The organism is Amycolatopsis sp. WAC 04169 (assembly GCF_003947535.1).
GTDB lineage: Bacteria > Actinomycetota > Actinomycetes > Mycobacteriales > Pseudonocardiaceae > Amycolatopsis > Amycolatopsis keratiniphila.
Window position 1 is genome coordinate 63,332 of sequence record NZ_QHJI01000001.1, and the last position, 25,264, is coordinate 88,595.

General features: G+C 68.8%; 27 protein-coding genes. 8 read left to right on the forward strand and 19 right to left on the reverse strand.

From position 1 onward, the window contains the following. Window positions 1–86: 86 nt before the first annotated feature. Window positions 87–1,667, forward strand: a complete 1,581-nt coding sequence (locus DMC61_RS00330) for a GMC family oxidoreductase (RefSeq protein ID WP_125685910.1) — start codon at window positions 87–89, stop codon at window positions 1,665–1,667. 74 nt (window positions 1,668–1,741) lie between these two features. Here DMC61_RS00330 and DMC61_RS00335 read toward each other — a convergent pair whose 3' ends face one another. Together DMC61_RS00335 and DMC61_RS00340 are read right to left on the reverse strand one after the other, a co-directional pair. Next, window positions 1,742–3,244 (reverse strand): aldehyde dehydrogenase family protein, encoded by a 1,503-nt coding sequence (locus DMC61_RS00335; RefSeq protein ID WP_125685913.1) that lies wholly within the window; start codon window positions 3,242–3,244, stop codon window positions 1,742–1,744. 33 nt (window positions 3,245–3,277) lie between these two features. Next, on the reverse strand, window positions 3,278–4,420 hold the full coding sequence (locus tag DMC61_RS00340) for an MFS transporter (RefSeq protein WP_125685915.1): 1,143 nt from the start codon (window positions 4,418–4,420) through the stop codon (window positions 3,278–3,280). Between the two features lie 62 nt (window positions 4,421–4,482). Here DMC61_RS00340 and DMC61_RS00345 point away from each other — a divergent pair, with 62 nt between their 5' ends. Further along, on the forward strand, window positions 4,483–5,427 hold the full coding sequence (locus tag DMC61_RS00345) for a DUF5937 family protein (protein ID WP_125685917.1): 945 nt from the start codon (window positions 4,483–4,485) through the stop codon (window positions 5,425–5,427). 33 nt (window positions 5,428–5,460) lie between these two features. Continuing rightward, window positions 5,461–6,096, forward strand: a complete 636-nt coding sequence (locus tag DMC61_RS00350; RefSeq protein WP_125685919.1) for an MBL fold metallo-hydrolase — start codon at window positions 5,461–5,463, stop codon at window positions 6,094–6,096. Here the strand turns inward: DMC61_RS00350 and DMC61_RS00355 are convergent. From DMC61_RS00355 to DMC61_RS00370, 4 genes are all read right to left on the reverse strand, one after another. Next, entirely contained in the window at window positions 6,093–7,232 is a 1,140-nt protein-coding gene (locus DMC61_RS00355) for a DUF418 domain-containing protein (protein ID WP_125685921.1), read from the reverse strand. The genes DMC61_RS00350 and DMC61_RS00355 overlap by 4 nt on opposite strands. A gap of 70 nt (window positions 7,233–7,302) precedes the next feature. Next, window positions 7,303–8,034 carry a TetR/AcrR family transcriptional regulator gene (locus DMC61_RS00360; RefSeq protein ID WP_125685923.1) on the reverse strand — a complete coding sequence of 244 codons (732 nt, stop codon included), beginning with the start codon at window positions 8,032–8,034 and terminating at the stop codon, window positions 7,303–7,305. Next, window positions 8,031–8,738 (reverse strand): DUF2334 domain-containing protein, encoded by a 708-nt coding sequence (locus DMC61_RS00365; protein WP_233594666.1) that lies wholly within the window; start codon window positions 8,736–8,738, stop codon window positions 8,031–8,033. The genes DMC61_RS00360 and DMC61_RS00365 overlap by 4 nt, the downstream gene beginning before the upstream one ends. 58 nt (window positions 8,739–8,796) lie before the next feature. Next, on the reverse strand, window positions 8,797–9,678 hold the full coding sequence (locus tag DMC61_RS00370; RefSeq protein WP_125685925.1) for a phosphoribosylaminoimidazolesuccinocarboxamide synthase: 882 nt from the start codon (window positions 9,676–9,678) through the stop codon (window positions 8,797–8,799). A 35-nt stretch (window positions 9,679–9,713) separates the two neighbouring features. Between DMC61_RS00370 and DMC61_RS00375 the strand changes: the two genes are divergently transcribed. Beyond that, a complete protein-coding gene (locus DMC61_RS00375) occupies window positions 9,714–10,520 on the forward strand; it encodes an S-adenosyl-l-methionine hydroxide adenosyltransferase family protein (protein ID WP_125685927.1) in 807 nt (268 codons plus the stop codon). On the opposite strand, the gene DMC61_RS00380 is transcribed toward DMC61_RS00375, so the two are convergent. The 10 genes from DMC61_RS00380 to DMC61_RS00425 form a co-directional block, all read right to left on the reverse strand. After that, window positions 10,403–11,290 (reverse strand): MOSC domain-containing protein, encoded by an 888-nt coding sequence (locus tag DMC61_RS00380; RefSeq protein WP_199749862.1) that lies wholly within the window; start codon window positions 11,288–11,290, stop codon window positions 10,403–10,405. The two genes, DMC61_RS00375 and DMC61_RS00380, sit on opposite strands and share 118 nt — an antisense overlap. A 92-nt stretch (window positions 11,291–11,382) precedes the next feature. After that, the gene (locus tag DMC61_RS00385; protein WP_016338056.1) at window positions 11,383–12,123 is read right to left on the reverse strand and encodes an amino acid ABC transporter ATP-binding protein; all 741 of its coding nucleotides are present in this window, start codon (window positions 12,121–12,123) and stop codon (window positions 11,383–11,385) included. Then, on the reverse strand, window positions 12,120–12,878 hold the full coding sequence (locus DMC61_RS00390) for an amino acid ABC transporter permease (RefSeq protein ID WP_016338057.1): 759 nt from the start codon (window positions 12,876–12,878) through the stop codon (window positions 12,120–12,122). The genes DMC61_RS00385 and DMC61_RS00390 overlap by 4 nt, the downstream gene beginning before the upstream one ends. Continuing rightward, window positions 12,879–13,661 (reverse strand): ABC transporter substrate-binding protein, encoded by a 783-nt coding sequence (locus DMC61_RS00395; RefSeq protein ID WP_125685929.1) that lies wholly within the window; start codon window positions 13,659–13,661, stop codon window positions 12,879–12,881. It abuts the gene before it with no gap. Between the two features lie 8 nt (window positions 13,662–13,669). Then, on the reverse strand, window positions 13,670–14,443 hold the full coding sequence (locus DMC61_RS00400) for an ABC transporter substrate-binding protein (protein WP_125685931.1): 774 nt from the start codon (window positions 14,441–14,443) through the stop codon (window positions 13,670–13,672). A gap of 5 nt (window positions 14,444–14,448) precedes the next feature. Beyond that, the gene (locus DMC61_RS00405) at window positions 14,449–15,276 is read right to left on the reverse strand and encodes an ABC transporter substrate-binding protein (protein ID WP_083715317.1); all 828 of its coding nucleotides are present in this window, start codon (window positions 15,274–15,276) and stop codon (window positions 14,449–14,451) included. 163 nt (window positions 15,277–15,439) lie between these two features. Further along, a complete protein-coding gene (purB, locus tag DMC61_RS00410) occupies window positions 15,440–16,870 on the reverse strand; it encodes an adenylosuccinate lyase (RefSeq protein ID WP_125685933.1) in 1,431 nt (476 codons plus the stop codon). 90 nt (window positions 16,871–16,960) lie between these two features. Continuing rightward, the gene (locus tag DMC61_RS00415) at window positions 16,961–17,554 is read right to left on the reverse strand and encodes a TetR/AcrR family transcriptional regulator (RefSeq protein ID WP_037334651.1); all 594 of its coding nucleotides are present in this window, start codon (window positions 17,552–17,554) and stop codon (window positions 16,961–16,963) included. Window positions 17,555–17,577: 23 nt separating this feature from the next. Further along, complete coding sequence (locus tag DMC61_RS00420; protein ID WP_125685935.1) at window positions 17,578–18,279, reverse strand: hypothetical protein; 702 nt, start codon at window positions 18,277–18,279, stop codon at window positions 17,578–17,580. Continuing rightward, window positions 18,266–18,784, reverse strand: coding sequence for a SigE family RNA polymerase sigma factor (locus tag DMC61_RS00425; protein WP_005152531.1), 519 nt, complete (start codon window positions 18,782–18,784; stop codon window positions 18,266–18,268). Before DMC61_RS00425 ends, DMC61_RS00420 begins: the two co-directional genes overlap by 14 nt. Window positions 18,785–18,919: 135 nt before the next feature. Between DMC61_RS00425 and DMC61_RS00430 the strand changes: the two genes are divergently transcribed. From DMC61_RS00430 to DMC61_RS00440, 3 genes are all read left to right on the forward strand, one after another. Further along, entirely contained in the window at window positions 18,920–19,948 is a 1,029-nt protein-coding gene (locus DMC61_RS00430) for a low specificity L-threonine aldolase (protein WP_125685937.1), read from the forward strand. A 3-nt stretch (window positions 19,949–19,951) separates the two neighbouring features. Beyond that, on the forward strand, window positions 19,952–20,542 hold the full coding sequence (locus DMC61_RS00435) for an HAD family phosphatase (protein WP_125685939.1): 591 nt from the start codon (window positions 19,952–19,954) through the stop codon (window positions 20,540–20,542). A gap of 88 nt (window positions 20,543–20,630) precedes the next feature. Then, complete coding sequence (locus DMC61_RS00440; protein ID WP_063271953.1) at window positions 20,631–21,452, forward strand: SAM-dependent methyltransferase; 822 nt, start codon at window positions 20,631–20,633, stop codon at window positions 21,450–21,452. On the opposite strand, the gene DMC61_RS00445 is transcribed toward DMC61_RS00440, so the two are convergent. The 3 genes from DMC61_RS00445 to DMC61_RS00455 form a co-directional block, all read right to left on the reverse strand. Next, the gene (locus DMC61_RS00445) at window positions 21,449–21,634 is read right to left on the reverse strand and encodes a hypothetical protein (protein WP_007032516.1); all 186 of its coding nucleotides are present in this window, start codon (window positions 21,632–21,634) and stop codon (window positions 21,449–21,451) included. The genes DMC61_RS00440 and DMC61_RS00445 overlap by 4 nt on opposite strands. Before the next feature lie 85 nt (window positions 21,635–21,719). Continuing rightward, a complete protein-coding gene (locus DMC61_RS00450) occupies window positions 21,720–22,904 on the reverse strand; it encodes a pyridoxal phosphate-dependent aminotransferase (protein ID WP_125685941.1) in 1,185 nt (394 codons plus the stop codon). Between the two features lie 9 nt (window positions 22,905–22,913). After that, window positions 22,914–23,822: a TetR/AcrR family transcriptional regulator C-terminal domain-containing protein gene (locus DMC61_RS00455; protein WP_125685943.1), complete on the reverse strand. Its 909-nt coding sequence runs from the start codon at window positions 23,820–23,822 to the stop codon at window positions 22,914–22,916. Window positions 23,823–23,965: 143 nt separating this feature from the next. Here DMC61_RS00455 and DMC61_RS00460 point away from each other — a divergent pair, with 143 nt between their 5' ends. Further along, window positions 23,966–25,150 carry an FAD-dependent monooxygenase gene (locus DMC61_RS00460; RefSeq protein ID WP_125685945.1) on the forward strand — a complete coding sequence of 395 codons (1,185 nt, stop codon included), beginning with the start codon at window positions 23,966–23,968 and terminating at the stop codon, window positions 25,148–25,150. Window positions 25,151–25,264 lie beyond the last annotated feature (114 nt).

Sequence of the window (25,264 nt, forward strand, 5' to 3'; positions counted from 1 at the left end):
CGTCTGGGGGATGCTCGGAGCGCGGCGCTGGGCCAAGATGAGCCCATTGGCGGGGCGTCAACACCGGGCGAGCAGCAGGAGGCACCGTGGCCGATCAGGACTCCTTCGACTACGTGATCGTCGGCGCGGGCAGCGCGGGATGCGTACTGGCGAACCGGCTGAGCGAGGATCCGTCGGCGCGGGTGCTCCTGCTCGAAGCGGGCGGCGAGGACGACGCCGACGAGATCCACATCCCCGCCGCGTTCCCCGGTCTGTTCAAGACGAAATGGGACTGGAACTACGAGACGGTCGAGCAGAAGCACACCGGCCAGTCGCTGTACTGGCCGCGCGGGAAGACGCTCGGCGGCTGCTCGTCGATCAACGCGATGATCTACATCCGCGGCAACCGCGCGGACTACGACGGCTGGCGTGACGGGCACGGCGCCGAGGGCTGGGGTTTCGACGACGTCCTTCCGTACTTCAAACGGGCGGAAGGGAACCAGCGGCTCGGCGGGCCTCTGCACGGCACCGATGGGCCGCTGAACGTCGAGGACCGCCGCTTCACCCACGAGCTCTCCCTCGCCTGGGTGGATTCCGCGGTCGCCTGGGGTCTCAAGCGCACCGACGACTTCAACGGCGAGTCACAGGAGGGCGCCGGCGTCTACCAGGTGACCTGCAAGAAGGGCCGCCGCTGGTCGACGGCCGACGCGTACCTGCGGCCGGCGCTGTCGCGCCCGAACCTCACCGTGCGGACCAACGCGCAAGCCACCCGCGTCGTCTTCGAAGGCACCCGCGCGGTCGGCGTGTCCTATTTGGACCGAGGTGCCGAAACGACTGTGCGCGCGTCGACCGAAGTCCTGCTGAGTGGTGGTGCGGTGAACTCGCCGCAACTGCTGATGCTCTCCGGCGTCGGCCCGGCGGAACACCTGCGGGAGCACGGGATCGACGTCGTGGCCGCGCTTCCCGGCGTCGGCGACAACCTGCACGACCATCCGGCCTGCGGGATCATCTGGTCGACGCGCGGCACCACCGACCTGGTGGACGCGGCGACGCCCGGCGGCCTGGTGCGCTACCAGCTCACCAAACGCGGCCCGCTGGCCTCGAACATCGGCGAGGCGGGCGCGTTCTTCCCCGCGGCGGACGGGGTTTCGCCGCCGGACATGCAGATCCACGTCGCGCCGACGTTGTTCTACGACAACGGGATGCGCGAGCCGACGGTGCCGGGCTTCACGTCGGCGGCGACCCTCGTGGACGTCGCGAGCCGGGGCCGTCTGCGGTTGAAGTCGGGGAATCCCTTGTGGAAGCCCGAAATCGATCCGGCTTACTACGCCGAGTCCGTGGACATGGAGAAGATGCTCGCCGGGATGCGCGCACTGGTGGAGATCGGGAAGTCCGGCCCGCTGGCGCGGTATCTGGACAAACCGTTCCTGCCGGAGCGGCACGACCTGACCGACGACGAACTGGCCGACTACGTGCGCGAGAAGACGCAGACGCTGTACCACCCGGTGGGGACCTGCTCGATGGGGACGGGCGAGAACGCCGTCGTCGATCCGTCGCTGAAGGTGCGCGGGGTGGAGGGGCTGCGGGTGGTGGACGCTTCGGTGATGCCCGTGGTGCCGCGCGGGAACACGAACGCGCCGACGATCATGGTGGCGGAGAAGGCCGCGGATCTCATCCGGGGCAGGTAGCGCTTGATGTCATGAAAGGGTCGTTCCTGACGTTTTTCGTCAGGAACGACCCTTTCATGACATTTGGCGGGGCGTCAGCGCTTCCCGTGCAGCACGGTGATCAGCTTCGCCACCAGAGCGTCGGTCTTTTCCTTGCGGGAGAACGAAGTCAGCACGATCGGCGCGGTGAACCGCTGCCGCGCCACCGCCTTCGGGCGGGCGAACTCGCGCAGGCCTTCCGGGCCGTGAATCCGGCCGAAGCCCGAATCGCCGACGCCGCCGAAGGGCAGCGAAGCGATACCGGCGAAGGAAAGCGGCGCGTTGATCGCCGTCATGCCGGTGCGCAGCCGTCCGGCCAATTCGAGGCCGCGCGACTTCGAGAACACCGTCGAGCCGAGGCCGTACTTCGTGTCGTTGGCCTTCGCGACGGCTTCGTCCATGTCGCGGACCTTGGCGATGGTCACGGTCGGGCCGAACGTCTCCTCCTGCACGGCCGCGGAGTCCTCGGGCACGTCGACGAGCACCGTCGGCTGCACGTAGCGGTCTCCGACCGCGTCGACGCCGCCGACCAGCGCCTTGCCGCCGCGCTCGATGGCGTCCGCGATGTGGCGCTTGATCACCGAGAGCTGCGAAGGCATCGTCACCGGGCCGTACTGCGCGGCCGCGTCGGAGCCGGCTCGCACGTCCTTCGACTTCTCGACGACCTTCGCGACGAACTCGTCGTGCACGCGCTCGTGGACGTACACGCGCTCGACGCCGATGCAGGTCTGGCCCGAGTTGGAGAACGCGCCCCAGACGGTCGCGTCCGCGGCGGCCTCCAGGTCGGCGTCCGCGTCGACGAGCACGGCGTCCTTGCCGCCCGCCTCGATGATCACCGGGGTCAGCGTCTCGGCGGCAGCGGCCATGATCTTCTTGCCCGTCCCGGTCGAACCGGTGAAGGCGATCTTGTCGACACCGCCCGTGACGAGCGAAGCGCCCGTCTCGCCGAAGCCGGTGATCAGCTGCAGCACCGGCCATTCCGGGACGACCTCGTTGAACGCGTCGACCAGCCACTTCCCGACGCCGGGCGTGTATTCGCTCGGCTTGAAGACGACGGTGTTGCCGGCGGCGAGCGCGTAGGCGATGGAGCCGAGCGGGGTGAACACGGGGTAGTTCCACGGGCCGATCACGCCCACGACGCCGAGCGGCTGGTATTCCACCGTCGCCGCCTGGTTCGACATCATCAGCCCGGCCGCACGGCGCTGCTTGCCGAGGATCTTGCGCGCGTGCTTGCCTGCCCACGCGATGTGCTCGATGGCGAGGACGCTCTCCAGTTGCGCGTCGGCGATCGGCTTCCCGGTCTCGTCGCGCACGACCTGGCACAGCTGCGGCAGCCTGCGGGTGATGACGCCCTTCCAGCGGCGCAGACGTTCGGCGCGGCCGTCGTAGCCGAGCCCGGCCCACCATTCGGCGGCGTCCTTCGCGCGGGCGATGGCGGCGCGGACGTCCTCCTTGCTGTGCACCGGGTAGGTGCCGACGACCTCGTCGGTCGCCGGGCTGAGGGAATCGAAGGTCTCCCCCACGCTGTGCGCGGTCGGCTTCGGCTGGACTGCGGTCATCGACTTCTCCCGTGTCTCGGCTCAAAGCCCAGGCTACGACGTTACTGACGGCGTGCCAATAGCTCGCCTGGGGCGTGCCACCAGCATCGCACAGGAGACGAGAGCCGCAAGGACACCGAGAAGGGGGCACAGCCAGACCGGCAGGACACCGATCGCCAGCGAGCCCAGCCCGAAGCCGGACGCCTGCACGGTGAAGGCCAGTGAGAATCCCTCCGACCGGCGGCGTTCCGGCAGCAGCTTCTGCAGGTTGACCGACGAGACAGCCATCAGCGGACCGGTGCAGAGCCCGATCAGCGCGACCCCGCCGAGCAGCCCGGCCCAGCCGAAACCCACCGAAACGACGATCCCGCCGAGCACGAAACCGGCCAGGAACAGCCGAGGATCGCCGACCTTCCCCCGCGCCGCGTAGAGCGCACTCCCGGTGATGCTGGCGGCGCACAACACGACGATGACGATCGCCGTCGCCGAATCCGGGGCGCCGAGGCGCTGGACGAGCGGCAGCAGCCCGACTTCGATGGTCGACAGCAGGAGCCCGACGGTGAACAACCCCGCCAGCCACGGCACACACGCGGCGACCGGGATCGACTGCCGCTCGACCGTCCTTTGTGGATCTCGTCGGACCGTCCGCCGCGGCACGAGCAGTGCCGCGAGCAGGGCGACGACGGCCATCGCGAGGACCGGGACGGCGGGCCCGGACGTCGCCAGGAGCGCCACCAGCAGCGGTCCGCCGACGATCACGCCTTCGAGGATCATCGCGTCCACCGAAACGGCCCTCGGCAGCTCCTCTTCGGTCACCGTCCCGGCGAGCAGGGTCCGGAAACCGCCGTTAAGCCCGCCCGCGACCAGTCCCGGCGGGATCGCCAGCGCGAGCATCACCCAGTCCGGGGCTCCGGCGGAAGCGACCGCGGCCAGCAGGAACAGCCCGGCGGCGACCAGGGGCAACAGCACGACGAGACCGCGGGCGGGACCGACCCGGTCGAGCAGCCGTCCGGTCGGCACGGCACCGACCATCTCGGCGGCGACGAAGACGGCCATCATGACCCCGCCGAGCCGGTACGAACCGGTCGTCGCGGTGGTCAGCACGGTGAAGGCCAGTGGCGCCATCGTGGCGGGCAGCCGGTTCAGCTGTACCCCCGCCGACCAGCGCCAATACCCGGAATTACGCAGCAACGTCATACCGGGAGACCCTGCCGAACCAAGGCTGGCGCGGACCATTGATTAGGGAATAGCCTAATCCGATGATCGAGCTGGTCCTGACCGCCGAGAGCGCCAATCGCGTCCGCTTCGGCATCTCCCCGCTCGACGAGACCATGGGCGCGATGCAGACCCTGCTCGGACGGCGTGGGCATCCGAGTCATCTGCCGTGGCTGCGCGAGGCGGCCGCGAAACTGCCGGACCTGCCCATCGACGGCTTCGCCAAGGTGATGAGCGCGCGGCACTACATCACCGACTTCCTCAGCCCGCCGCCGAGCGGACCGGAGACCACCGCGTCCGCCCAGCTCGCCGAAATCCGCCGCACCCCGCCGGACCAGGTCGCCCACGAACTGTCCAAAGTAGACGCAGAGCTGAGCGGGCTCCCCGAAGATCCGGCCGTGGCGAGGGATCTGCTGGCGGACCAGATGGAGATCGCCTGGACCGAACTGGTCGAACCGCATTGGCCCCGGATGCGCCGGTTCCTCGTCGCCGACATCGAGGAACGCTCGCGGCGGCTGGCCGCCGGCGGGATCGCGCTGGTGCTGGAGGACATCCACCCGAGGGTGCGGCTGGTCGACGATGTCCTGGTGATCGAGATGAAGGAACGCGGCCGAGTCCACCTCGACCGGCGCGGGCTTCTGCTGATCCCCGGTGTCTTCGCGTGGCCTTCGGTCGGGGTGATCACGATGGAGCCGTGGCAGCCTTCGCTGCTATATCCGGCCCGCGGCGTGGCCGAACTCTGGTCGGACCCCGAACGCCCGCCCGGCGCGCTCGCGGGAGTACTCGGCCGGACGAAGGCCGCGCTGCTCACGACACTCAACGAACCCGCGAGCACCACCGAACTGGCCCGACGGCTGGGTTTCTCGGCGCCGACGATCTCGCAGCACCTCACCGCGATGCACGCCGCCGGCCTGCTCGACACCCGGCGGCGCGGCCGCGAAGTCCGTTACCGGCGCACCGAACTTGGCGACGCCCTCATCCGGGCCTAGGCTGGAATCGACCTACCGCGAAGGAGAACACCGATGCGTATTGTCCACTTTGGACACGCTTGCACGCTTCTGGAGACCGAGGGCGCGCGGATCCTGATCGACCCCGGCACCTTCTCGGCTGGCTTCGAGGGCGAGCGCGAACTGGACGCCATCCTGATCACGCACCAGCACTTCGACCACCTCGACATGGACAGGCTGCCCGCGCTGCTGGAGGCGAACCCCGGCGTGCGGCTGATCGTCGATCCGGGTTCCGCCGAAGCGGTGGGGAAGATCGGCACCGAGTTCCAGATCGCGAACCCCGGCGACACCTTCGAGATCGGTTCCAGCGGCATCAGCGTCGTCGGTGGTGAGCACGCGGTGATCCACGAGGAGATCCCGGTGATCCCGAACGTCGGCTACGTGGTCGATCACGGCGCCTTCTATCACCCGGGCGACTCGTTCTTCGTGCCGGAACAGAAGATCGACGTCCTCGGCCTGCCCACCGGCGCCCCGTGGCTCAAGGCCGGCGAGGCGGTCGACTACCTGCGTGCGGTGTCGCCGCGCCTCGCCGTCCCGATCCACGAGGCCGTCCTCGCGCGGCCGCAGATGCACTACGGCCTGTTCGCGAATCTCGCCCCGGAAGGTACCGAGGTGAAGGTGCTCGATGTCGGGGAGCCGGTGAAGCTTTAGGGCCGGTACGCCAGTTTCCGCACCAGGATCTCCGCCGGTCCCCGATACGCCCGGCGGTGCATCACGTACGCGACGACGACCGTCAGCAGCCATACGCCGAGCCCGCACGCGGCCGCGACGAACGTGCTGCCGCTCAGCCCCAGCATGAACGGCGGCGCCAGGATCAGCCACGCCACCGACTGGAACAGGTAGGCGCTCAGCGTGCGCTGCCCCAGCGCCGAGATCGCGGTGACCACGACACCTCGGCGTTTCTCGCCGACCGCCATGCCGATGAGCCCGAACAGGCTGATGTAGCCGATCGCGCCGAACAGGCCCGCTCCCTCGTACATCAGCTTGACCAGCCCTGCGGTCTCTTCGTCGAAGCCGACGTAGTCACCGGCGAAGAGCCCCATCGGCAGCGCGCCCGCGATCGCGACACCGAAGCCGCCGAACAGGCCGAAAAGGAGCAGTTTCCGGTTCGGCTTCTCCAGGACGCGCTTCTTCGCGGCCCACGCACCCACCCAGACGAAGAGGATCGACGACAGCAGGACCGCGGTGCTCATCGGCCACTCGACGAGCCGTTCGCGCACGGCGTCGCCCAAGGTCGGCGCCAGTGAAGACGTGCCCTCGACGGACGGGACGGGCGCGCTCCCGGAGTTCCCGGTGAGCACCAGGTACATAAGCACGGCGAGGTAGCAGACGCCGAAACCCAGGTACAGCAACGGAATCCGGTAGAAACCCCTGCCGCGCTTCAGGAGCAGCAGGGTGAACACCATGCCGATCACGCCGTACGCGCCGAGCACGTCGCCGGAGAAGAACAGCACCCCGTCGACAGCGCCGAAAACCAGCAGCCACGCGTGACGGCGGAGCAAGATGCCGCGCGTCCGCGGCCACGGCTGCCCCAGCGCCTCCTGACGAGCGGCGAACTGCACCATCCCGTAGCCGAGCATCATGCCGAACAGCGGCAGCGCGCACGCGTGGACGAGCACGAACAGCACCACGAAGTACGGCCGCTCCAGGCCTTCCGGCGTCTGATCGACGCCGGGCGTGTTGCCGAGGAAGATGCTCGCGGTATGCGCCAGCGCGACCAGCAGGAGCGCGAAACCCCTGGCCAGATCCGGAGCGAGCACGCGCTCGCCGATCGGTGTCGATGTCATGGTTCCCCCTTTAGTATCCAACGTACACTAATTAATGTCCGGCGGATACTAAAGGCGGAGAAGGCGTTTGTCAGCTCGCGTCGATCAGAGCGGCGATGCCGTCGAGGACGACACCGAGACCGAAGTCGAAGTCGGAGTTCTGTCCGGAGTCGCCGAGGCCCGAAGTCAGGAAGCCGACAGCATCGGGAAAACGCGCGGGGTCGATCAGCTCGGCGAGGCCCTGGCCGTAGGCCCGCTCCGCCTGCGCCTGGGTCAGTCCGCTGTCTTTCCGGCCCTCGGCGAGTTGGAGGGCTTGCGCGCACGCGAGGCGGACATAGCCGCCGATCAGCACCAGGATCCCGCCCTTGGTCCCCCAGTCGAGACCGGTGTCGCGCAGCGTCCGCAGGAACGCGTCCATCCAGGCGACCGCGTGCGGTCCGGCGGGCGGGCCGGAAAGCGGCAGCTCGACCAGCCACGGGTGCCGCATCAGGACGTCACGGTTGGCCTCGGCCAACGTGGTGAGCTCGGCCCGCCAATCGCCAGTGGGCTCCAGCGGCGGCGGATCGCCGACGGCGAAGTCGGCCATCAGCTCCAGCAGCTCCGCCTTCGAGCCGATGTGGCGGTACAACGACATCTTCGTGACGCCCAGCTCTTTCGCCACGTTCGCCAGCGTCACGTTCGCGACGCCTTCGCGATCGGCGAGGTCCACCGCGGCCGCCACGACACCGTCGATGTCGAGCACGGACGGCCTGCCGCGGGTGGGGCGCTCCGACCGGCGCCAGAGCCGCATCAGCGTCGCCGGTGCGCCGGCCTCGTCGGTCATCCCGACAATTTAACCCGCGTTCGCGAGAGCGAGCCGTACGTGGTTCCGAACGCGCGGTTCTCCAGCGAGACGTCGACGGCGTCGAGGAACGCCTGCCGCAGTCCCGGCCGGGCGAGGTCCGCGGCGTCGATGCCGAGCCGCACCAGCCCGCCGCGGCGCGCGGCCCTGGCGGCGGCCAGCACCAGCGCGAAACACCGGACGGTCTCCGTGCGGTGCGACGGTCCACCGAACTCCTGCACCCTGGCGCGCTGGACGTCACCGGACACCAGGTCCCGCACCGAAACCAGGTCCGCGCACAGCGTGAACCCGTGCTCGCGCAGGGCCTGCAAGGTGCCCTCCGACGCGACCCAGCGCGGCGGCGCGAAACCGTCGACGGTCATGCCGTTGGTGTCGAGCGCCGCCTTCGCCGCGATCAGGCGCAGCCGCGCCTCGTGTGCGGGCAGCGCCGCGAATTCGGCACGTTTGCCCAGGTAGACGGCGCGGTGCGTCGGTGGGATCTGGTGGTCGTACCCGTGCAGGAGGACGGAGTCGCCGCTGGTGCGGCGCGTCCGGACCCACTCGGTCACGGGGCCCTCGCCGGTGCGAGCGGCGTAGAGCACGGACAACGGGACCCTGCGCCGGTCGAGTTCGGCCGCGAGATCGGCACAGCGGTGCAACGTCCGGGTGGTCACGCCGGACAGGGAAACCAGCAAACGTGCATCCACCCCACCAGTGAGCCAGCGCCGCCTTGCGCCGGACTGACGACGGAGTGAACGCCGCAGGTCAGGCGGGCCAATCCTGCAACGACCGGCCGGTGATGCGTTCGTACGACTCGATGTACCTCGCCCGTGTGGCGGCGACGAGGTCCTCCGGCAAGGGTGGTGACCCCGGTCTGTCCCGGCGGTGCCAGCCCGACGCGGGGCTGGTGAGCCAGTCCCGCAGGGGCTGCTTGTCGAACGACGGCTGCGGGCTGTCCGGCGCGTAACCACCGGCGGGCCAGTAGCGCGAGGAATCCGGGGTCAGGACCTCGTCGGCGAGCACGAGGTTCCCCTCCCGGTCGATGCCGAATTCGAGCTTCGTGTCCGCGAGGAGGATGCCGCGTTCGGCGGCGAACTCCGCGCCGCGGCGGTACACCGCCAGCGTCGCCTCGCGGACCTCCTCGGCCCGCTCGCGGCCGAGCTGCCCGGCGACGTCGGAGAAGGCGATGTTCTCGTCGTGCGAACCGCGGTCGGCCTTGGTCGCGGGCGTGAAGATCGGCTCGGGAAGGCGGGACGATTCGGTCAGACCGGGCGGAAGTTCGACGCCGCAAACCGTGCCGCGCGCGCGATAATCGGCGAGACCGGTACCGGTGAGATATCCGCGGGCGACGGCTTCGAGCGGCAGCATCGCCAGCCGCCGCACCAGCAGCGCACGGCCGCGGACCTCGGCGGGGATGCGTTCGTCTTCGTAGGAGACCAGGTGGTTGGGGAGGACATCGGAGAGCAGGGAGAACCAGAACACGCTCATCGCGGTGAGCACCCGCCCCTTGTCCGGGATGGGCGTGTCGAAGACGACGTCGTAGGCGGAGATCCGGTCGGACGTGACGAGCAGCAGATGCTCGTCATCGACGGCGTAGAGCTCACGGACCTTGCCGGCGGCGATCTTCGGGTATTCGAGCGTCGTCACGGCTGCACCCTAGCGATCAAGGATGATGGCTGATCATGCCGATCCACTGCGTTTCGTTCACGACCGACTACGGGCTGAGCGACGGTTTCGTGGCCGCGTGCCACGGCGTGATCGCGCGGATCGCGCCGTCCGTACGGGTGATCGACGTGAGCCACGAGATCCCTCCGCAGCAGGTCAGGACCGGCGCCGAGGTGCTCGCCCAGACCGCGCCGTATCTGCCGGAGTCCGTCCATCTCGCCGTCGTGGACCCCGGCGTCGGCACCGCGCGGCGCGGCGTCGTGGTGGTCACCGAACGCGGAATGCTCGTCGGGCCGGACAACGGGCTCCTCATTCCCGCCGCCGAAACACTCAGCGGGGTGATAGCCGCGTACGAACTCGCGGCGCCGGAATACCGCCTTCCGGTGACGTCGTCGACGTTCCACGGGCGCGACGTCTTCGCCCCCGCGGCGGCGCATCTCGCGCTCGGCGTCGCGCCCGGGGAGTTCGGGCCGCGCGTCGACGACCTCGTGCGGCTGCCGGACCCGTTCGTCGCGGTGTTCCCCGGCAAGCTGGTGGCCGAAGTGCTCACGGTCGACCACTTCGGCAACGTCCAGCTGGCCGCGAGCCCCGCCGACCTCGAACTGGCCGGGCTGGCGGGCACGGTCTCGGTCAGCAGCGAACACGTCCTGGTGAAGGCGCTGGTCGGCGACACCTTCGGCACGGTGCCGCCGGGCCGGAACGTGCTCTACACCGATTCCGCGGGACGGCTGGCGGTCGCCGTGAACGGCGGCTCGGCGTCGGCGGTGCTCGGGCTGGGACCCGCCCAGGAGTGCACGATCACCTCGTCGCCGACGGACACCTGACCCGGCCCGGTCACCGCCATCTTGATCCCGAACGAGACGCCGCCCTCGGGCTCGCGGCGGTAGTCGGCGAGCGACCGGATGGGCTCGGGGCCGGCCTTCTTCCCGGTCTCCTGGTCGACCATCGGCACCGTGCAGCGGATGCAGACCTTGGCGTAGCCCAGTTCGACGCCACCGGCGGTGAGCGAGCGGACGTCGTCCTCGCGATGCGGCTCGGGCCAGCCCGCGACGACGATGTTCGGCCGGAAGCGGTCCATCGGCACGGCTTCGGCGCCGCGCGACGCGATGCGCTCGTTCAGACCGTCCAAAGAGGACTCGGAGGTGAGCAGGATCGCGTGCGCGTCGGCGAAGGCCGCGGTGCCGGGGATCTCGCCGTTGGTGACGCGTTCGTGCTCCGGCGCGAGGCCGACGAACACCGACGGCAGGCCGAGGACGTCGGAGAACCACTCGGCGGCCTCGTCGCCCTGGTGGACGCCCTTGCCCTGCCAGGTGAACGTCGCGGCGGGCTGCCTCGGCCCGTCCGTGACCGTCTCGACCAGCAGGTCTTCGACGCCGGGAGCCGCGAGGCGCAGGCGGGCGCCGTCGTCGAGCACCTCGGCGCGGATCGACGCCATCACCGGATGCTTGCGCTGGCTGCGGAACTCGCCCTCCGGGGAGACGACCATCCAGGCCCGGTCGAACCTCAGCCCCGCGGGGGTGACGTCGGCCGTTTCGACCGACGTCCCCGCGCAGCCTTTGACCGGGTAATAGACCAGTTTCGCCACTCTCGCCATGACCGCAGGTTAACGAGTCCGGTCTCGTGAGTGGTGAGGACGGTTAGAACCGTCATTGCCACTCACGAGCCCCAACGCACACCGCCAGCTCGCTACAGCACTTGCGAAAGGAACCGCTGCAGCCGCTCGCTCCGCGGAGCGTCGAAGATGGCCTCCGGAGCGCCCTGTTCGACGATCTTCCCGGCGTCCATGAACGCGACCTCGTCGGCGACGCTGCGCGCGAAACCCATCTCGTGGGTGACCACGAGCAGCGTCAGCCCGCGTTCGGCCAGCCCCGCCATCAGCGTGAGGACGCCCTTGACCAGCTCCGGGTCCAGCGCGCTGGTCGCCTCGTCGAACAGCATGACCTCGGGCTCCATGGCGAGCGCCCGCGCGATCGCGACCCGCTGCTGCTGCCCGCCGGAGAGCGCGCTCGGCCGGTACGGCGCCTTGTCGGCGAGGCCGACCTCGGCGAGGCGGGCGTGCGCGATCTCCGCCGCCTCCTCCTTGCCGAGTTTGCGCACACTGCGCAGCGGCAGGGTGATGTTGTCCAGCACGCTGCGGTGCCCGAACAGGTTGAAGTGCTGGAACACCATCCCGACCCGCTGGCGCAGCGCGTCCGGATCCGACGAGATGACGCTCTCGCCACCCAGCAGCAGGTCGCCCGAGTCGGGCTCCTGGAGCCGGTTCACACAGCGCAGCAACGTCGACTTGCCGGAACCCGACGGCCCGATGATGCAGGTCGTGCGCCCCTTCTCGACCTTGAGGTTCACGCCCTTCAGCACTTCGAGGGTGCCGAAGGAGACGTGGATGTCGCGGAGTTCGACGCTCGACGAGCGTACGGCGGCGGTCATGGCATCGGCACCTTTCCGGTGTTCAGGAGTTCCGGCTCGCCGCCCTCGTCGTCGACCCGGATCTTCTTGCCGGTGCGCAGCTTCTTGTCGATGTAGTTGACCAGATGGGTCAGCGGCACGGTGATCACCAGATACACCGCACCCGCCGCGACCAGCGGCGACAGGTTCCCGGTGTTCGCCGCGAGATCCTGCCCGATGCGGAACAGGTCGCGCTGCTCGGCGAGGAAACCGAGGAAGTACACCAGGCTGGAGTCCTTGACCAGCGCGATGAACTGGTTCACCAGCGCGGGCAGCACGCGCCGCACGCCCTGCGGGATGACGACGAGCGTCATCGCCTTGGTGTAGCTCATGCCCAGCGCGCGGCTGGCCTCCATCTGTCCTTTTTCGACACTCTGGATACCGGCGCGGAAGATCTCGCCGATGTAGGCGGCCGCGATCAGGCTCAGCGCCAGAATGCCCAGCGGGTAAGGATTCCGCGACAGCGACGGGATGAGGATCCCGCCGCCCTGCCCGATCACCAGGATGGTCAGGATCGCGGGCAGGCCACGGAAGATGTCGGTGTACACCCGGGCGGGCCAGCGCAGCCACGCCTTGCTGGACAGGCCCATCGTGGCCAGCAGCATGCCGAGCACGGTGCCGATCAGTGCCGAGAACACCGACAGGATCAGCGTGTTCAGCAGGCCGGTCCCGAGGAGGTCGGGGAAGACCTCCCAGATGTACTCCCAGTTCAGGAAGGTGTTGAGGAAATCGTCCACTTACTTCTGCCCGGCCTTGAACTCCGCGGGCACCGGCGCGTTCGGTTCGAACCGCTGGTGCACCCTTTCCCAGGTCCCGTCGGCGATGACCGCCTTGAGCCCGGCGTTGATCTTGCCAGCCAACTCGGTGTTGCCCTTCCTGACCGCGAAACCGTGCGGGATCGTCGTGGTGATCGCCTTGACCACCTTGAGTTTCGCGTCCGGGTTCTTCGCCGCGTAGTCCTCGGCGGTCGCCTGGTCGAAGATCGCGCCGTCGATCGCGCCCGACTTCAGCGCGGCGAGGGCGGCGGCGTCCTGCGGGAACCTCACCGCCTGCGCGGTGGGCGCGTTGGCCGCCAGCCAGCTGTCCGACACCGTGCCCTGGACGACGCCGATCCGCTTGCCCGCCAAGGATTTCTCGTCGTTGATCGCGACACCTTCACGGGTCTCGATACCGAGAGACTGGTAGTTGTACGGCGCCGAGAAGTCGACGGTCTTGCGGCGTTCGTCGGTCTGCGAGATCCCCGAGCTGCCGATGTCGAACTTGCCGGTGGCGACCTGGCCGAGCAGCGCCGAGAACTCCGTGGAGACGAATTCGAGTTTCAGGTTCTGGTGCGCGGCGATGGCCTTCAGCAGCTCGTTGTCGAACCCGGTGAACACGCCGTTTTCCTGATAGGCGTTGGGTTTCGAGTCGCTGAGAGTGCCGACGCGAAGGGTTTTCCCGCCGGCGTCCTCACCGCCGCCGCACGCCGCCAGCACCGCCAGAAGGGCAGCGCTGACGACGACGGCGAGTGACTTCTTCATCGTGATCCTCACGCCTTGAACTGGTCCGGGACCGGTGCCGTCGGCAGGAACTTCTCGTGCAGCTTGACCCAGGTGCCGTCGGCGATGACCTGCTTCAGGCCCTCGTTGATCTTGGTGAGCAGCTCGCTGTTGCCCTTCTTCACCGCGAAGCCGTGGGGCACGTCGGTGGTGAAGGACTTGACGACCTTGAGCTTCGCGTCGGTGCTCTCCTTGACGTTCGTCTCGGCGATCGCCTGGTCGAGGATGTAGGCGTCGACGGCGCCGCTCTTGAGCGCGGCCAGCGCCGGGGCGTATCCCGGGAAGCGCACGGCCTGCGCGTCGGGCACCGTCGAGGTGAGCCACTTGTCGCCGACGGTCGCCTGGATGACCGCGACCCGCTTGCCGGACAGGCCCTTCTCCTCGGTGATCGGCGAGCCGTCCTTGGTCTGGATGCTCATGACCTCGAAGTTGTACGGGCTGGAGAAGTCGACGTTCTTCTTGCGCTCGTCGGTCTGCGCGATGGCCGAGCTGCCGATGTCGAACTGGTTGTTCGCGACCTGGCCCAGCAGCGAGGAGAAGTCGGTCGACGCGAACTCGAGCTTCAGGTTCTGCTTGGCGGCGATGGCCTTCAGCAGTTCGTTGTCGAAGCCGGTGTAGTTGCCGTTCTCGACGTAGATGTTCGGCGGCGCGTCGCTCAGCGTCCCGACGCGCAGGGTCTTCTCGGTGGCGGACTCGCCACCACCGCAGGCGGCGAGCACGACGACGAGACCCGCGGCCAGCGTGGCGAGCAGCGTTTTCTTCATGGTTTTCAGACCCCCGAGTTCTGCACGGGCAGGCCGGGGCCGCCCTGTTCGAGTTCCTTGGGCAGCGGCTCGGTCTTGAAGAACCGGGCGTGCAGGCGGGCGACGGTGCCGTCCGCGACGGCCTTGGCGAGGCCGTCGTTGAGCTTCTTCAGCAGTTCCTTGTTGTCCTTGCGGACGGCGAACGCGGACGGCGTGTCCTTGGTCTCGACGGTGTAGCCGAACTCCAGCTGCAGGTCCGGGTTCTGGTCGATGTACTTCTGCCCGATGTCCTTCGGCACGACCCAGCCGTCGAGGCTGCCGCCCTTCAGCTGCGCGAAACCGGCGTTGTAGTCGGGGAAGCGGACGACGTTGGCGCCGGGCACCTTGCCGGTCGCGAAGTCGTCCTGCACCGACGCCTGCACGACGCCGAGCCGTTTGCCGTTGAACGCGCCGACGTCCTTGAGACCCGCGCCCTTCTTGGTGATGATCGAGGTGAACCCGGTGCTGTAGCCGTTGCTGAACGCGACGGTCTTCTTGCGGGCCTCGGTGGTGGAGATCGTGGAGCTGCCGATGTCGAACTTGTTGGTGGCGACGGCGGCGAGCAGCCCGGCGAACTCGGTGCCGACGAACTCGACCTCGAAGCCCTCGCGCTTCGCGATGTCGCGCAGCAGTTCGTTGTCGTAGCCGGTGAAGGTGCCGTTCTCCAGGTAGATGGACGGCGGCGCGTCGGTCAGGGTGCCGACCCGCAGCTTCTGGCCGGTCGTGCTCGCGTCACCGGAGCCGCAGGCGGCGAGGGCGAGGGTGGCCGCTCCGGCCGTGACGACGGCGACGAATTTCGACAGCGTGGATCTCATCGCTTCTTCCGTGGGTGTCGGCGCGCAAGGCGCGATACAAACACGCCAGGCCGCCTCATGGGCGGCCTGGCGCTCCGGGTTCAGCGATCGAGATTAGGCATTTCGCCCGATCGAGTAACTTCGTCTCACTCTGTGAACGCCCCGTGGTGGGGCTGCTCACAGGTCAGAGAATCGGTGCCGGCGAGTAGTTCGCCGCCTCCGGGAAACGCTCCAGGATGGCCTCGACGCGCGACGCGATCGCGGCCACCTGACGGGGCGCGACACCGGTGAACGAGATGCGGTCGGCGAGGAGTTTGTCCAGCTCACCGCGGTCGAGCGGGATGCGCTCGTCGGCGGCGAGCCGGTCGAGGAGGTCGTTCTCGGCCAGCCCCTGCTCCCGCATCGCGAGCGCCACGCCGACGGCGTTCTCCTTGATCGCCTCGTGAGCGGTTTCACGCCCGACGCCCGCGCGGACCGAGGCCATGAGCACCTTGGTGGTCGCGAGGAACGGCAGATAGCGATCGAGCTCACGTCCGATGACCGCCGGGAAGGCGCCGAACTCGGCCAGGACCGTGAGGAAGGTCTCCAGCAGGCCGTCGAGCGCGAAGAACGCGTCGGGCAGCGCGACCCGGCGGACGACCGAGTCGGACACGTCGCCTTCGTTCCACTGGTCGCCGGCGAGCTCGCCGATCATCGACAGGTAGCCGCGCAGCACCACGGCGAGCCCGTTGACCCGCTCGCACGAACGGGTGTTCATCTTGTGCGGCATGGCCGACGAGCCGACCTGGCCGGGTTTGAAGCCCTCGGTGACCAGCTCGTGGCCCGCCATCAGGCGGATCGTCTTCGCCAGGCTCGACGGGGCGGCCGCGAGCTGGACGACGGTGGACAGCACGTCGAAATCGAGCGAACGCGGGTACACCTGGCCGACGCTGGTGAACACGTTCTCGAAGCCGAGGTGGGCCGCGACCCGCGACTCCAGTTCGTCCAAAGTGGACTCGTCGCCGAGCAGATCGAGCATGTCCTGCGCGGTGCCGACCGGGCCCTTGATCCCGCGCAGCGGGTAGCGGCCGATGAGGTTTTCGAGCCGGTCGAAGGCGACCAGCAGTTCGTCGGCGGCGGTGGCGAACCGCTTGCCCAGGGTCGTCGCCTGCGCGGCGACGTTGTGCGAACGACCGGCCATCACCGTGTCGGCGTGCTCGACCGCGATCGCGGTGAGCCGGGCGAGCACCGCGCCGACGCGGCTACGCATCAGTTCCAGGGAACGGAGCACCTGCAGCTGCTCGACGTTCTCGGTGAGGTCCCGCGACGTCATGCCCTTGTGGACGTGCTCGTGCCCGGCGAGCGCGTTGAACTCCTCGATGCGGGCCTTCACGTCGTGCCGGGTGACCCGCTCGCGCGCGGCGATCGAATCGAGGTCGACCTGCTCCAGGACGCGTTCGTAGTCGGCGACGACACCGTCCGGCACCTCGACGCCGAGGTCGGCCTGCGCGCGGAGCACGGCGAGCCAGAGCTCGCGCTCCAGCACGACCTTGCGTTCCGGGGACCAGAGTTCGACCAGCTCAGGCGAGGCGTAGCGGCCGGCGAGCACGTTGGGGATGCGGGGCTTGTCCGTCACGCGGCCAGACTAACCCGCCCCGCGTTTCGTCCTCTGAATGCGGTGGTTCGCGACGCCAACTACCGCATTCAGAGGACGAAACGCGGGAGGTCAGGCCAGGGCCGCCTGGAGCATGCGCGCGGCGGCGGCCCGTGGCTCCGGGTCGACCTCGATGAGCGCGTTGACCACGGCACCGTCGACCAGGGCGACGAGCCGCTCCAGTTCGGTGGCGTCCACAGGAGTGCCGGAGCGCGCGAAGATCTCGTGGAGCAGTTCGTACAGCTGGGCCGACAGCGTCCGCATCAGGGGCCGAAGGTACGGGCGGCGCCCTGTCCCGACGAGGCGTTCGTAGCGCAGGAGGACCGCTTCGGCGTCGGCCTCGCGATCGGGGCGGAGCGGCCCGAGGAGCATGTCCAGCACCAGGTCGACGGTGGCCTCGACGCCGCGGTTGCGGGTCGCCAGCTCGTCGAGACGCTGCCGCCCGTCCTCCAGCTCCACTTTCGCGTGGTGCTCCACCGCGGCGGTGACGAGTTCTTCGAGCGAGTCGAAGTAGTACGTCGTCGACGCAAGCGGCAGACCCGCCCGTTCGGCGACCGCACGATGCCGCACGGCGTCGAAACCGCCCTCGGCCAGGAGCGACGAGGCGGCTTCGATCAGCTCGGCACGGCGTCGCTCACCCTTCGGTGTGGTCGCTGCGGCGGTCATGGCGGGCTATTTTGCCAGCTCGGTTAATACCGGGCGGCGAGCACGCCGACCAGCCTGTCGACGTCGGACTCGGGAAGGGCGGGCCTGCCGGAGCCGTCGCCGAGGCTCACCACGACCACGAGCGACCCCTTGGCGGTGGTCCGCCGCGCTTCGGCCGCTCCGGTGGGCATCACCGGGACGGAGGAGCCCGCCGGGTAGACCGCCGCGGAGACCGTGCCGCCCGGCACCTGGAACCCCGCCGACCTGGCTCCCGTCGTACAGATGTCGCCGGGCGTCGACTTGGCGACATCCACGGGGACCGGGAGCTCGCCAGCGAGGGCGGTGGCGAGCTCCCGATCCACCTGGTCGCACCCGTAGGTGCCTTCGGCCACCAATGGGCCGGTCTTCTCTGATCCGCCGCCCCCCTGCTGAGGCGGCGGGTTCGAGAAGTTCGAGGACTCCCCGTCCTGAGGACGTGCGGACGCAGCCCCGGGTTGCCCCGCGGACGCCGCTTCTTGATCGGATTTGGCCGCGGTCCCCATTTCGAAGTCGGTTCCGCCGAGCACGCCGAACATGCCCACTCCCGCCAGCACCAAAACCACCGCACTACAGGCCACCGCGATACCGTTTCGACGTCGGGCGGTGGCGCGTTTCGAGGCGCGGACCACGTCGGCGGTGTCGAAGGTCGGCGACGGCGCGTCGCCGGGGGCGTCACGGAACAACGCCTTCAGGTCATTCTCGTCCATCCCGTGCCACCTCCTCCTTCTCCATGACCTGCCTGAGATTCGCCAGCCCGCGCGCGGTCTGGCTCTTGACGTTCCCTTCGCTGCAGCCCAGCGCCTTCGCCGCCGCACCGACGTCCAGCCCCTCGAAGAACCTGAGCACCAGCACGGCCCGCTGCTTCGGGGGCACTTCGCGCAACGCGGCCAGCAGGTCTTCCCTGGTGACGACCTGTTCGCCGAGGTCGAAGCCGTCCTGCGGCGGTTCGGGCAGCTCTTCGGTCTGCCACTCCCGCCGCCACGGCCGCCTCGACTCGTCGATGGCCGCCCTGACCAGCGTCTTCCGCACATAGGCGTCGGTCGCCGCCCGTTCTCTGATCTTCTTCCACCTCCGGTGCAGCGCGACGAACGCCGTCTGCGCGAGATCGTCCGCACGATGCCAGTCACCGCAGAGCATGTACGCGGTCCTGCGCACGGAGTCCCGCTTCGCGGCGAAGTACTCCGCGAATTCTTGTTCGTCGCGCTGGTTCACGCGGTTTTTGTCTCCGCTCTTGCCTCGTCGGTGGGTAGGACGGAACCGGGGGCGTCCACGGTTGCATGAGCGGGCGCGGCGGACCAGCCGGGGAGGAGATTCACCGCAGGCCCGTCGATGTGATGTGATCGTACCGTGACCTCGCGCTCTCTCCCGCCGCTCGATTTCCGCTCCGACACCGTCACCCGGCCCGACGACGTCATGCGCCAGGCCATGGCGAAGGCCGAGGTCGGCGACAACGTCCTCGACGGTGACCCGACCGTCTCCGCGCTCGAACAGCGCGCCGCGAAACTCCTCGGCATGCCGGCCGCGCTCTGGACCCCGTCCGGGACCATGGCGAACCTGATCGCGCTGAGCATCCATCTCCAGCGTGGCGACCGGTTCCTCGCGCCGCGGGGCTCGCACGTCATCACCGACGAGCTCGGTTCCGCCGCGTGGCTCGCGGGCGGCATGCCGGAGCCGCTGGAGCACGACGCCGGGCCCGGGCGGCCGACGCCGGAAACGCTTTCGGCCGCGATCGGCGTCCCGCGCGGGCCGTACTACGCGCTGCGCACCCCGCTGTTGTGCCTGGAGAACACGCACAACACGGCGGGCGGCGCGGTCACCCCGCCCGACGAGCACGCCCAGCTGGTCGCGGTGGCGAAGGAGGCCGGGCTGACCGTGCACCTCGACGGCGCCCGCATCTGGCACGCTTCGGTCGCGCTGGAGGTCCCGCCCGCGGCGCTCACGGTCGGCGTCGACACCGTGTCCGCCTGCTTCTCCAAGGGGCTCGGCGCGCCCGTCGGCTCGGTGGTGGCCGGCAGCGAGGAGTTCATCGAGAAGGCACGGCGGATGCGCCAGATGCTCGGCGGCGGCGTCCGCCAGGCCGGTGTGCTGGCCGCGGCCTGCATGGTCGCGCTGGACCGCATCGGCGACCTCGCCGAGACGCACGAGAACGCGACCAGGCTCGCGGCCGGGTTCGCCGAGCACGGCTGGGAGGTCAACGCTCCCGAGACCAACATCGTGCAGGTCACCGCACCGGACCTCGAAGGACGGCTGGCGTGGCTGGCCGGGCTGGGGATCCTGACGCTGCCGAGCTCGGGCCGGATCCGGTTCGTGGCGCACCGGGACCTTTCCGCGGCGGACATCGAAGAAACCCTTCAACGCATCAAGACCGGGGGCTGAAACATGAACTGGATCGTCTTCGACTACGGCGACGTCATCAGCGAGCACACCGACGCGCTGCCGACCCTGGCCAAGGCCTTCGACCTCGACGTCGCCGACTTCGAGCCGCACTACTGGGCCGAGCGGGTCCAGTACGACTCCGGCGGCTCGGACCTCGAGTACTGGCAGAACGTCGGCCGCGCGCTGAACGTCCCTGTCGACAAGGCGTTCGCCGACGAACTGACCCGCATCGACGTCGAGGGCTGGACGCACCTCGAACCGGACGTCCTCGAACTGCTGGAAGGGCTGCACGAAGCAGGGGCGGCGCTCGCGCTGCTCTCGAACGCGTCGTCCACCTTCGGCGGCTGGGTGCGCGAACAGGAGTGGGCGAAGCTGTTCCGGGTGAAGCTCTTCTCCGGCGACCTCGGCTGCATGAAGCCCGACGCGAAGATCTACCGGATCCTGCTCGCCGAACTCGGCGCCGAGCCGGGCGACTGCCTGTTCTTCGACGATCGACAGTCCAATGTGGACGGTGCACGGGCGGTGGGGATGAAGGCCGAACGGTGGGTCGGCGTGACAACAGCGAAATCCAGCTTCGGCTCTTCGGAGGAATAATTCACCCTCACCGCTCATCCGCTTACGCGCGGTGAAGCCGATGACCTACGCTGAACGCGTCCAAACCGAGTTACCCCGGTAGGTGCCCATGTCAGCGGACCAGCGCCCGTTCGTGCCCGTCGATTTCGACCGGCCGAGCATCGCGAGGGTTTTCGACGCGCTGATGGGCGGCCAGGACAACTACGAGGCCGACAGGGTGGCGCTGCGCCAGATCCTGGAGATCTCGCCGGACGCGCGGACGATGGCCAAGGAGGTCCGGCACTGGCTGGTGCGGACCGTGCGCTACCTGACCGATCAGGAAGGCATCGACCAGTTCCTCGACCTCGGCTCCGGCTTCCCGAGCATGGACAACACGCACCAGGTCGCGCAGCGGTACAACCCCGAGGCGCAGGTCGTCTACGTCGACCGGGATCCGGTGGTGCAGGCGCACGGCCGCGCGCTGCTCGCGGCGAACGACTTCGCGCATATGGTCGCCGCGGACCTGACCGAACCGGCCGAGGTCGTCGAGCAACTCGCCCGCACTCACCGGCTGGACTTCGAGCGGCCCGTCGGGCTGGTCCTGTGCGCGATCGTCCATCACCTCCAGGACCTCGACGAGGCGCGGAAGATCGTCCGCGCCTACGTCGACGCGCTGGCCCCGGGCTCCTTCGTCGCGCTGCTGCACCAGCACAACCCCGCCGACGGCTCCGAAGCCGCCGACGTCGCGACGGCGCTCGAGAAGCGCTTCAACGGCACGGGGCTGGACACGCTGTACCGCACGCGTGACGAGATCGAGTCGTTCTTCGAAGGACTCGATCTCATGGAGCCCGGGCTGACGTACCCGCACCTGTGGTGGCCGGACGGCCCGCGCTTCACCCCGCTTTCGCCCGTGAACTTCACGTCGCTCGGCGGGGTGGCGCGTAAGCCTTAACGGCGGAGCTGCTTCGGGGTGCCCTTGCCCTTGATGGCGCCGTACGCGGCCGTGCCGAGGAAGACCGCGCCACCGATGACGGCGATCCAAAAGACGGCCTTCACGAGGAAACCGAGCACGGATCCGAGCACCATGAAGGCCACCCAAGCCAGGATCAGCCCGCCGACGATCTTCCAGAACATGGCATCCTCCGATTGCCTCACCGTGCCCGAGCGGGCCCGGTGAGTCCAGGTTGTCAGGCAGAGCTCGCGAGCGCCTTCATTCCGCCTAACGTTCAGGGTGATTTCCGGGTTCCCCCTGACCGAGCCAGTCGCCCAGCCTGCGGACCCCTTCTTCGATGTCCTCGCGAGAACCCGCGAAGGAGAACCGCACGAACCGGCCGCCGTCGACCGGGTCGAAGTCGATCCCGGGGGCGATCGCGACGCCCGTTTCGGCGAGGAGCCGCTGGCACCAGCTGAGACTGTCGTTCGTGTACGCGGAGACATCGGCGTAGGCGTAGAAGGCGCCTTCGGCCGGCGCCAGCTTGTCGATGCCGATGCCCTTGAGACCGGCGAAGAGCGCGTCGCGGTTGGCCCGGTAGCGCTCGACGTGGCCGTTGGCCTCCGCGTACGCCTCCGGGGTGAACGCGGCGACCGCGGCGTGCTGGGAGACCGCGGGCGGGCAGATGGTGAAGTTGCCGGTCAGGACGTCGATCGCGCGATGCAGCCGCTGTGGCGCGAGCATCCAGCCGAGCCGCCAGCCGGTCATGGCGAAGTACTTGGAAAACGAACCGAGGACGAGCGCTTCGTTGCCGTACTGCCAGGCGCAATCGAGCCCGGCGCCGTAGGAGATCCCGTGGTAGATCTCGTCGCTGATCAGCTGCACACCGCGTGACGCGCACCAGCCGCTGATCGCCGCCAGTTCACCCGGCGGCAGGACGGTGCCGGTCGGATTGCTCGGGCTGGCCACGATGAGTCCTTTGATCGGCCCCAATTCGTCGAGCAACGCGACGGTCGGCTGGAAGTTCGTGTCCGCCCCGGTGGCGAATTCGACGACCTCGCAACCGAGCACCTTCAGCAGGTTGCGGTAAGCCGGATAGCCGGGCCGAGCCATCGCGACGCGGTCGCCCGCCTCGAAGGCGCTGAGGAACGAAAGCAGGAAACCGCCGGAAGAACCGGTCGTCATGATGACGTCCTGCGGGCTCACGTCGACCGGGTACGTGCGGTTGTAATGCTCCGCGACGGCCTCGCGCAGCTCCGGGATGCCGAGCTGCTCGGTGTAGCCGAGGTTGTGGTCCTTCAGCGCCCGCTGCGCGGCTTCGAGCACGGGTTGCGGGGCCGGCGCGGACGGCTGCCCGGCGAGCAACGGGACCAGGTCGCCGTGACTGCGCTGCCGGGCCTGTGCGGCCGAAAGGACGTCCATGACGTGGAACGGAGGGACGTCGGAACGTGCGGCGGGACCGGGGATGAGCATGAGGTGAGGCTAACTCGCCTTCGCGAAGAGAACCGCGTAGCCGTCGAGGAGCCGTTGCAGGCCGAACTCGAAGAGCGTGTCGAGGTCGTAGTCGAACGGAGCGCGCGAGACGACACCGGCGAAGTTCGGGAACCGGCCGCCGGAGACCAGGTCCCAGAGGATCGGCTCGTGCTCCGCCAGCCAGGCGTCGGCCGAAACCGCGGTACCGGATTCGGTGTCGGCCTCCGCCTCGAAGCTGAGGGCGATGCCGCGGACGTGGTTGAAGATCGTGATGTGCGCGTACATGATCGTCGACGGCGGAAGGCCGTGACCGTCGAGCGCACGGGTCGCCCAATCCGCGTGGGCGAGCAGGTTCGGCAACGGCTGCGGACGGGTGATCGAAAGCGCTTGCGCGAGCCAGGGATGCCGCCGGAACAGGGCCCATTGCGCCCGCGCCATCAGCTCCAGCTGAGCTCGCCAGCCGGGTGGCGGTTCGGGCGGGAAGCGGATCTCGCCGAGGGCCATGTCCGCCATCTCGAGGATCAGCTCCTCCTTCGCGGTGACATGGCGATAAAGCGCCATCGTCGCGACGCCGAGGCCGGAGGCGACGCGGCGCATCGAGAGCGCGCGGATGCCCTCGGCGTCGGCGATCCGGATCGCGGCCTTCACCACTCGCTCGCGTGACAGGTCCGCCTCGGTCCTCGGCGCGGCCTTCCCGGTGCGGCTCGCGACGACCGTGCCCGCGCCGGGTTTGGCGACGACCAGGCCGTCCCGTTTGAGTGTGGCGAGCACCTTCGTCGCGGTCGCCATCGCGACACCCCACTCGGTGATGATCCGGCGGGTCGAGGGGACTTTGTCGCCCTCGCGTAGCTCTCCGGACGTGATCCGGCGACGGATCTCGGCGGCGATCCGCAGGTAGGGCGGATCGGTTCCGGCCATAGTGCACCCTACCGCGTTCCAGGCGGCGCACTAGCCGGATCGCACTAGTGCAGCGGAGATTTTCTGCTGGTTTTCCAGGGCCTTCGTCGAGGTGTCCATACGTTGTACGCAGTGCTTCAAACCACCGTACACAGGGAGTGGACATGCGGAAGGTCCTGATTTCGGGCGCGGGTATCGCCGGCACGACGCTGGCGTACTGGCTGCGGCGGCACGGTTTCGCGCCGACGGTCGTCGAGCGGGCGCCCGCGCCCCGGGCCGGCGGGCACGCGGTCGACATCCGCGGCACGGCGCTCGGCGTCGTCGACCGGATGGGGGTGCTCGAACGCCTCCGGGAGCTACGGACGGACATGCGCGGGATGTCGTTCGTCAACGACGAGGGCAAGACCCTCGTGAAGGTCACCGACCACACGCTGACCGGCGGGCTCACCGACAGCGAAGACGTCGAGATCCTGCGGGACGACCTCACCGACACACTGGCGTCGGTCGCTCAAGAGGGTGTCGAGTACGTCTACGGGAACTGGATCACCGGGATCTCGCAGCGCCCCGACGGCGTCCGGGTCGCCTTCGCTCACGGGGAGGGGCGGGATTTCGACCTCGTCATCGGCGCGGACGGGCAGCACTCGGCGGTGCGATCACTGGTTTTCGGTGCGGAGAAAGAGTTTTCGCACTATCTGGACACCTATCTCGCGGTGTTCACCGTGCCGAACTTCCTCGATCTGGACCGCTGGCAGACCTTCCACATGACGCCGGGGAAACTGGCCGGGTTGTACAGCGCGCGAAAGAACACGGAAGCGCGGGCGATGCTCGGTTTCCAGTCGCCGGAACTCGACTTCGACCGGCACGACCTGGAGCAGCAACGAAAACTGATCGCCGACCGGTTCGCGGGCCAAGGCTGGGAAGTGCCGCGGCTGCTTCGCGAAATGGCGTCGAGCGAGCTGTACTTCGACTCCATGACCCAGATCCGGATGGACCGGTTCACCGGCGGGCGGGTCGCCCTGGTCGGCGACGCGGGCTACGGACCGTCGCCGCTTTCGGGACAGGGCACCAGTTTGGCGCTCGTCGGGGCTTACGTGCTCGCCGGTTCGCTGGCCGTGTCCAGCGACCACCGTGCCGCTTTCGCTTCCTACGAAAGGGAAATGCGGCCGTTCGTGCTCAAGAACCAAGCACTGGCCGCGATGAACCAGAAGAACCAGACGAGGTTCCGGCAGTGGAAACAGATCCAGTCGATGCGGGTTCTGCCTTACCTGCCGTTCCGGGACCGGCTGATGATGGCGGCCATGCGACCGCTCACGGAAGCGGCGAACGCCTTGGCACTCAAGGACTACTGACGGCGGGCTTCCCAAGTACGTGAAGGCCCCCTTCACTGCGCTAGACGCAATGAAGGGGGCCTTCACGGACTTCTGGCGGGCTCAAGACGCTGGCACGCGAGCCGGTCGATCTCG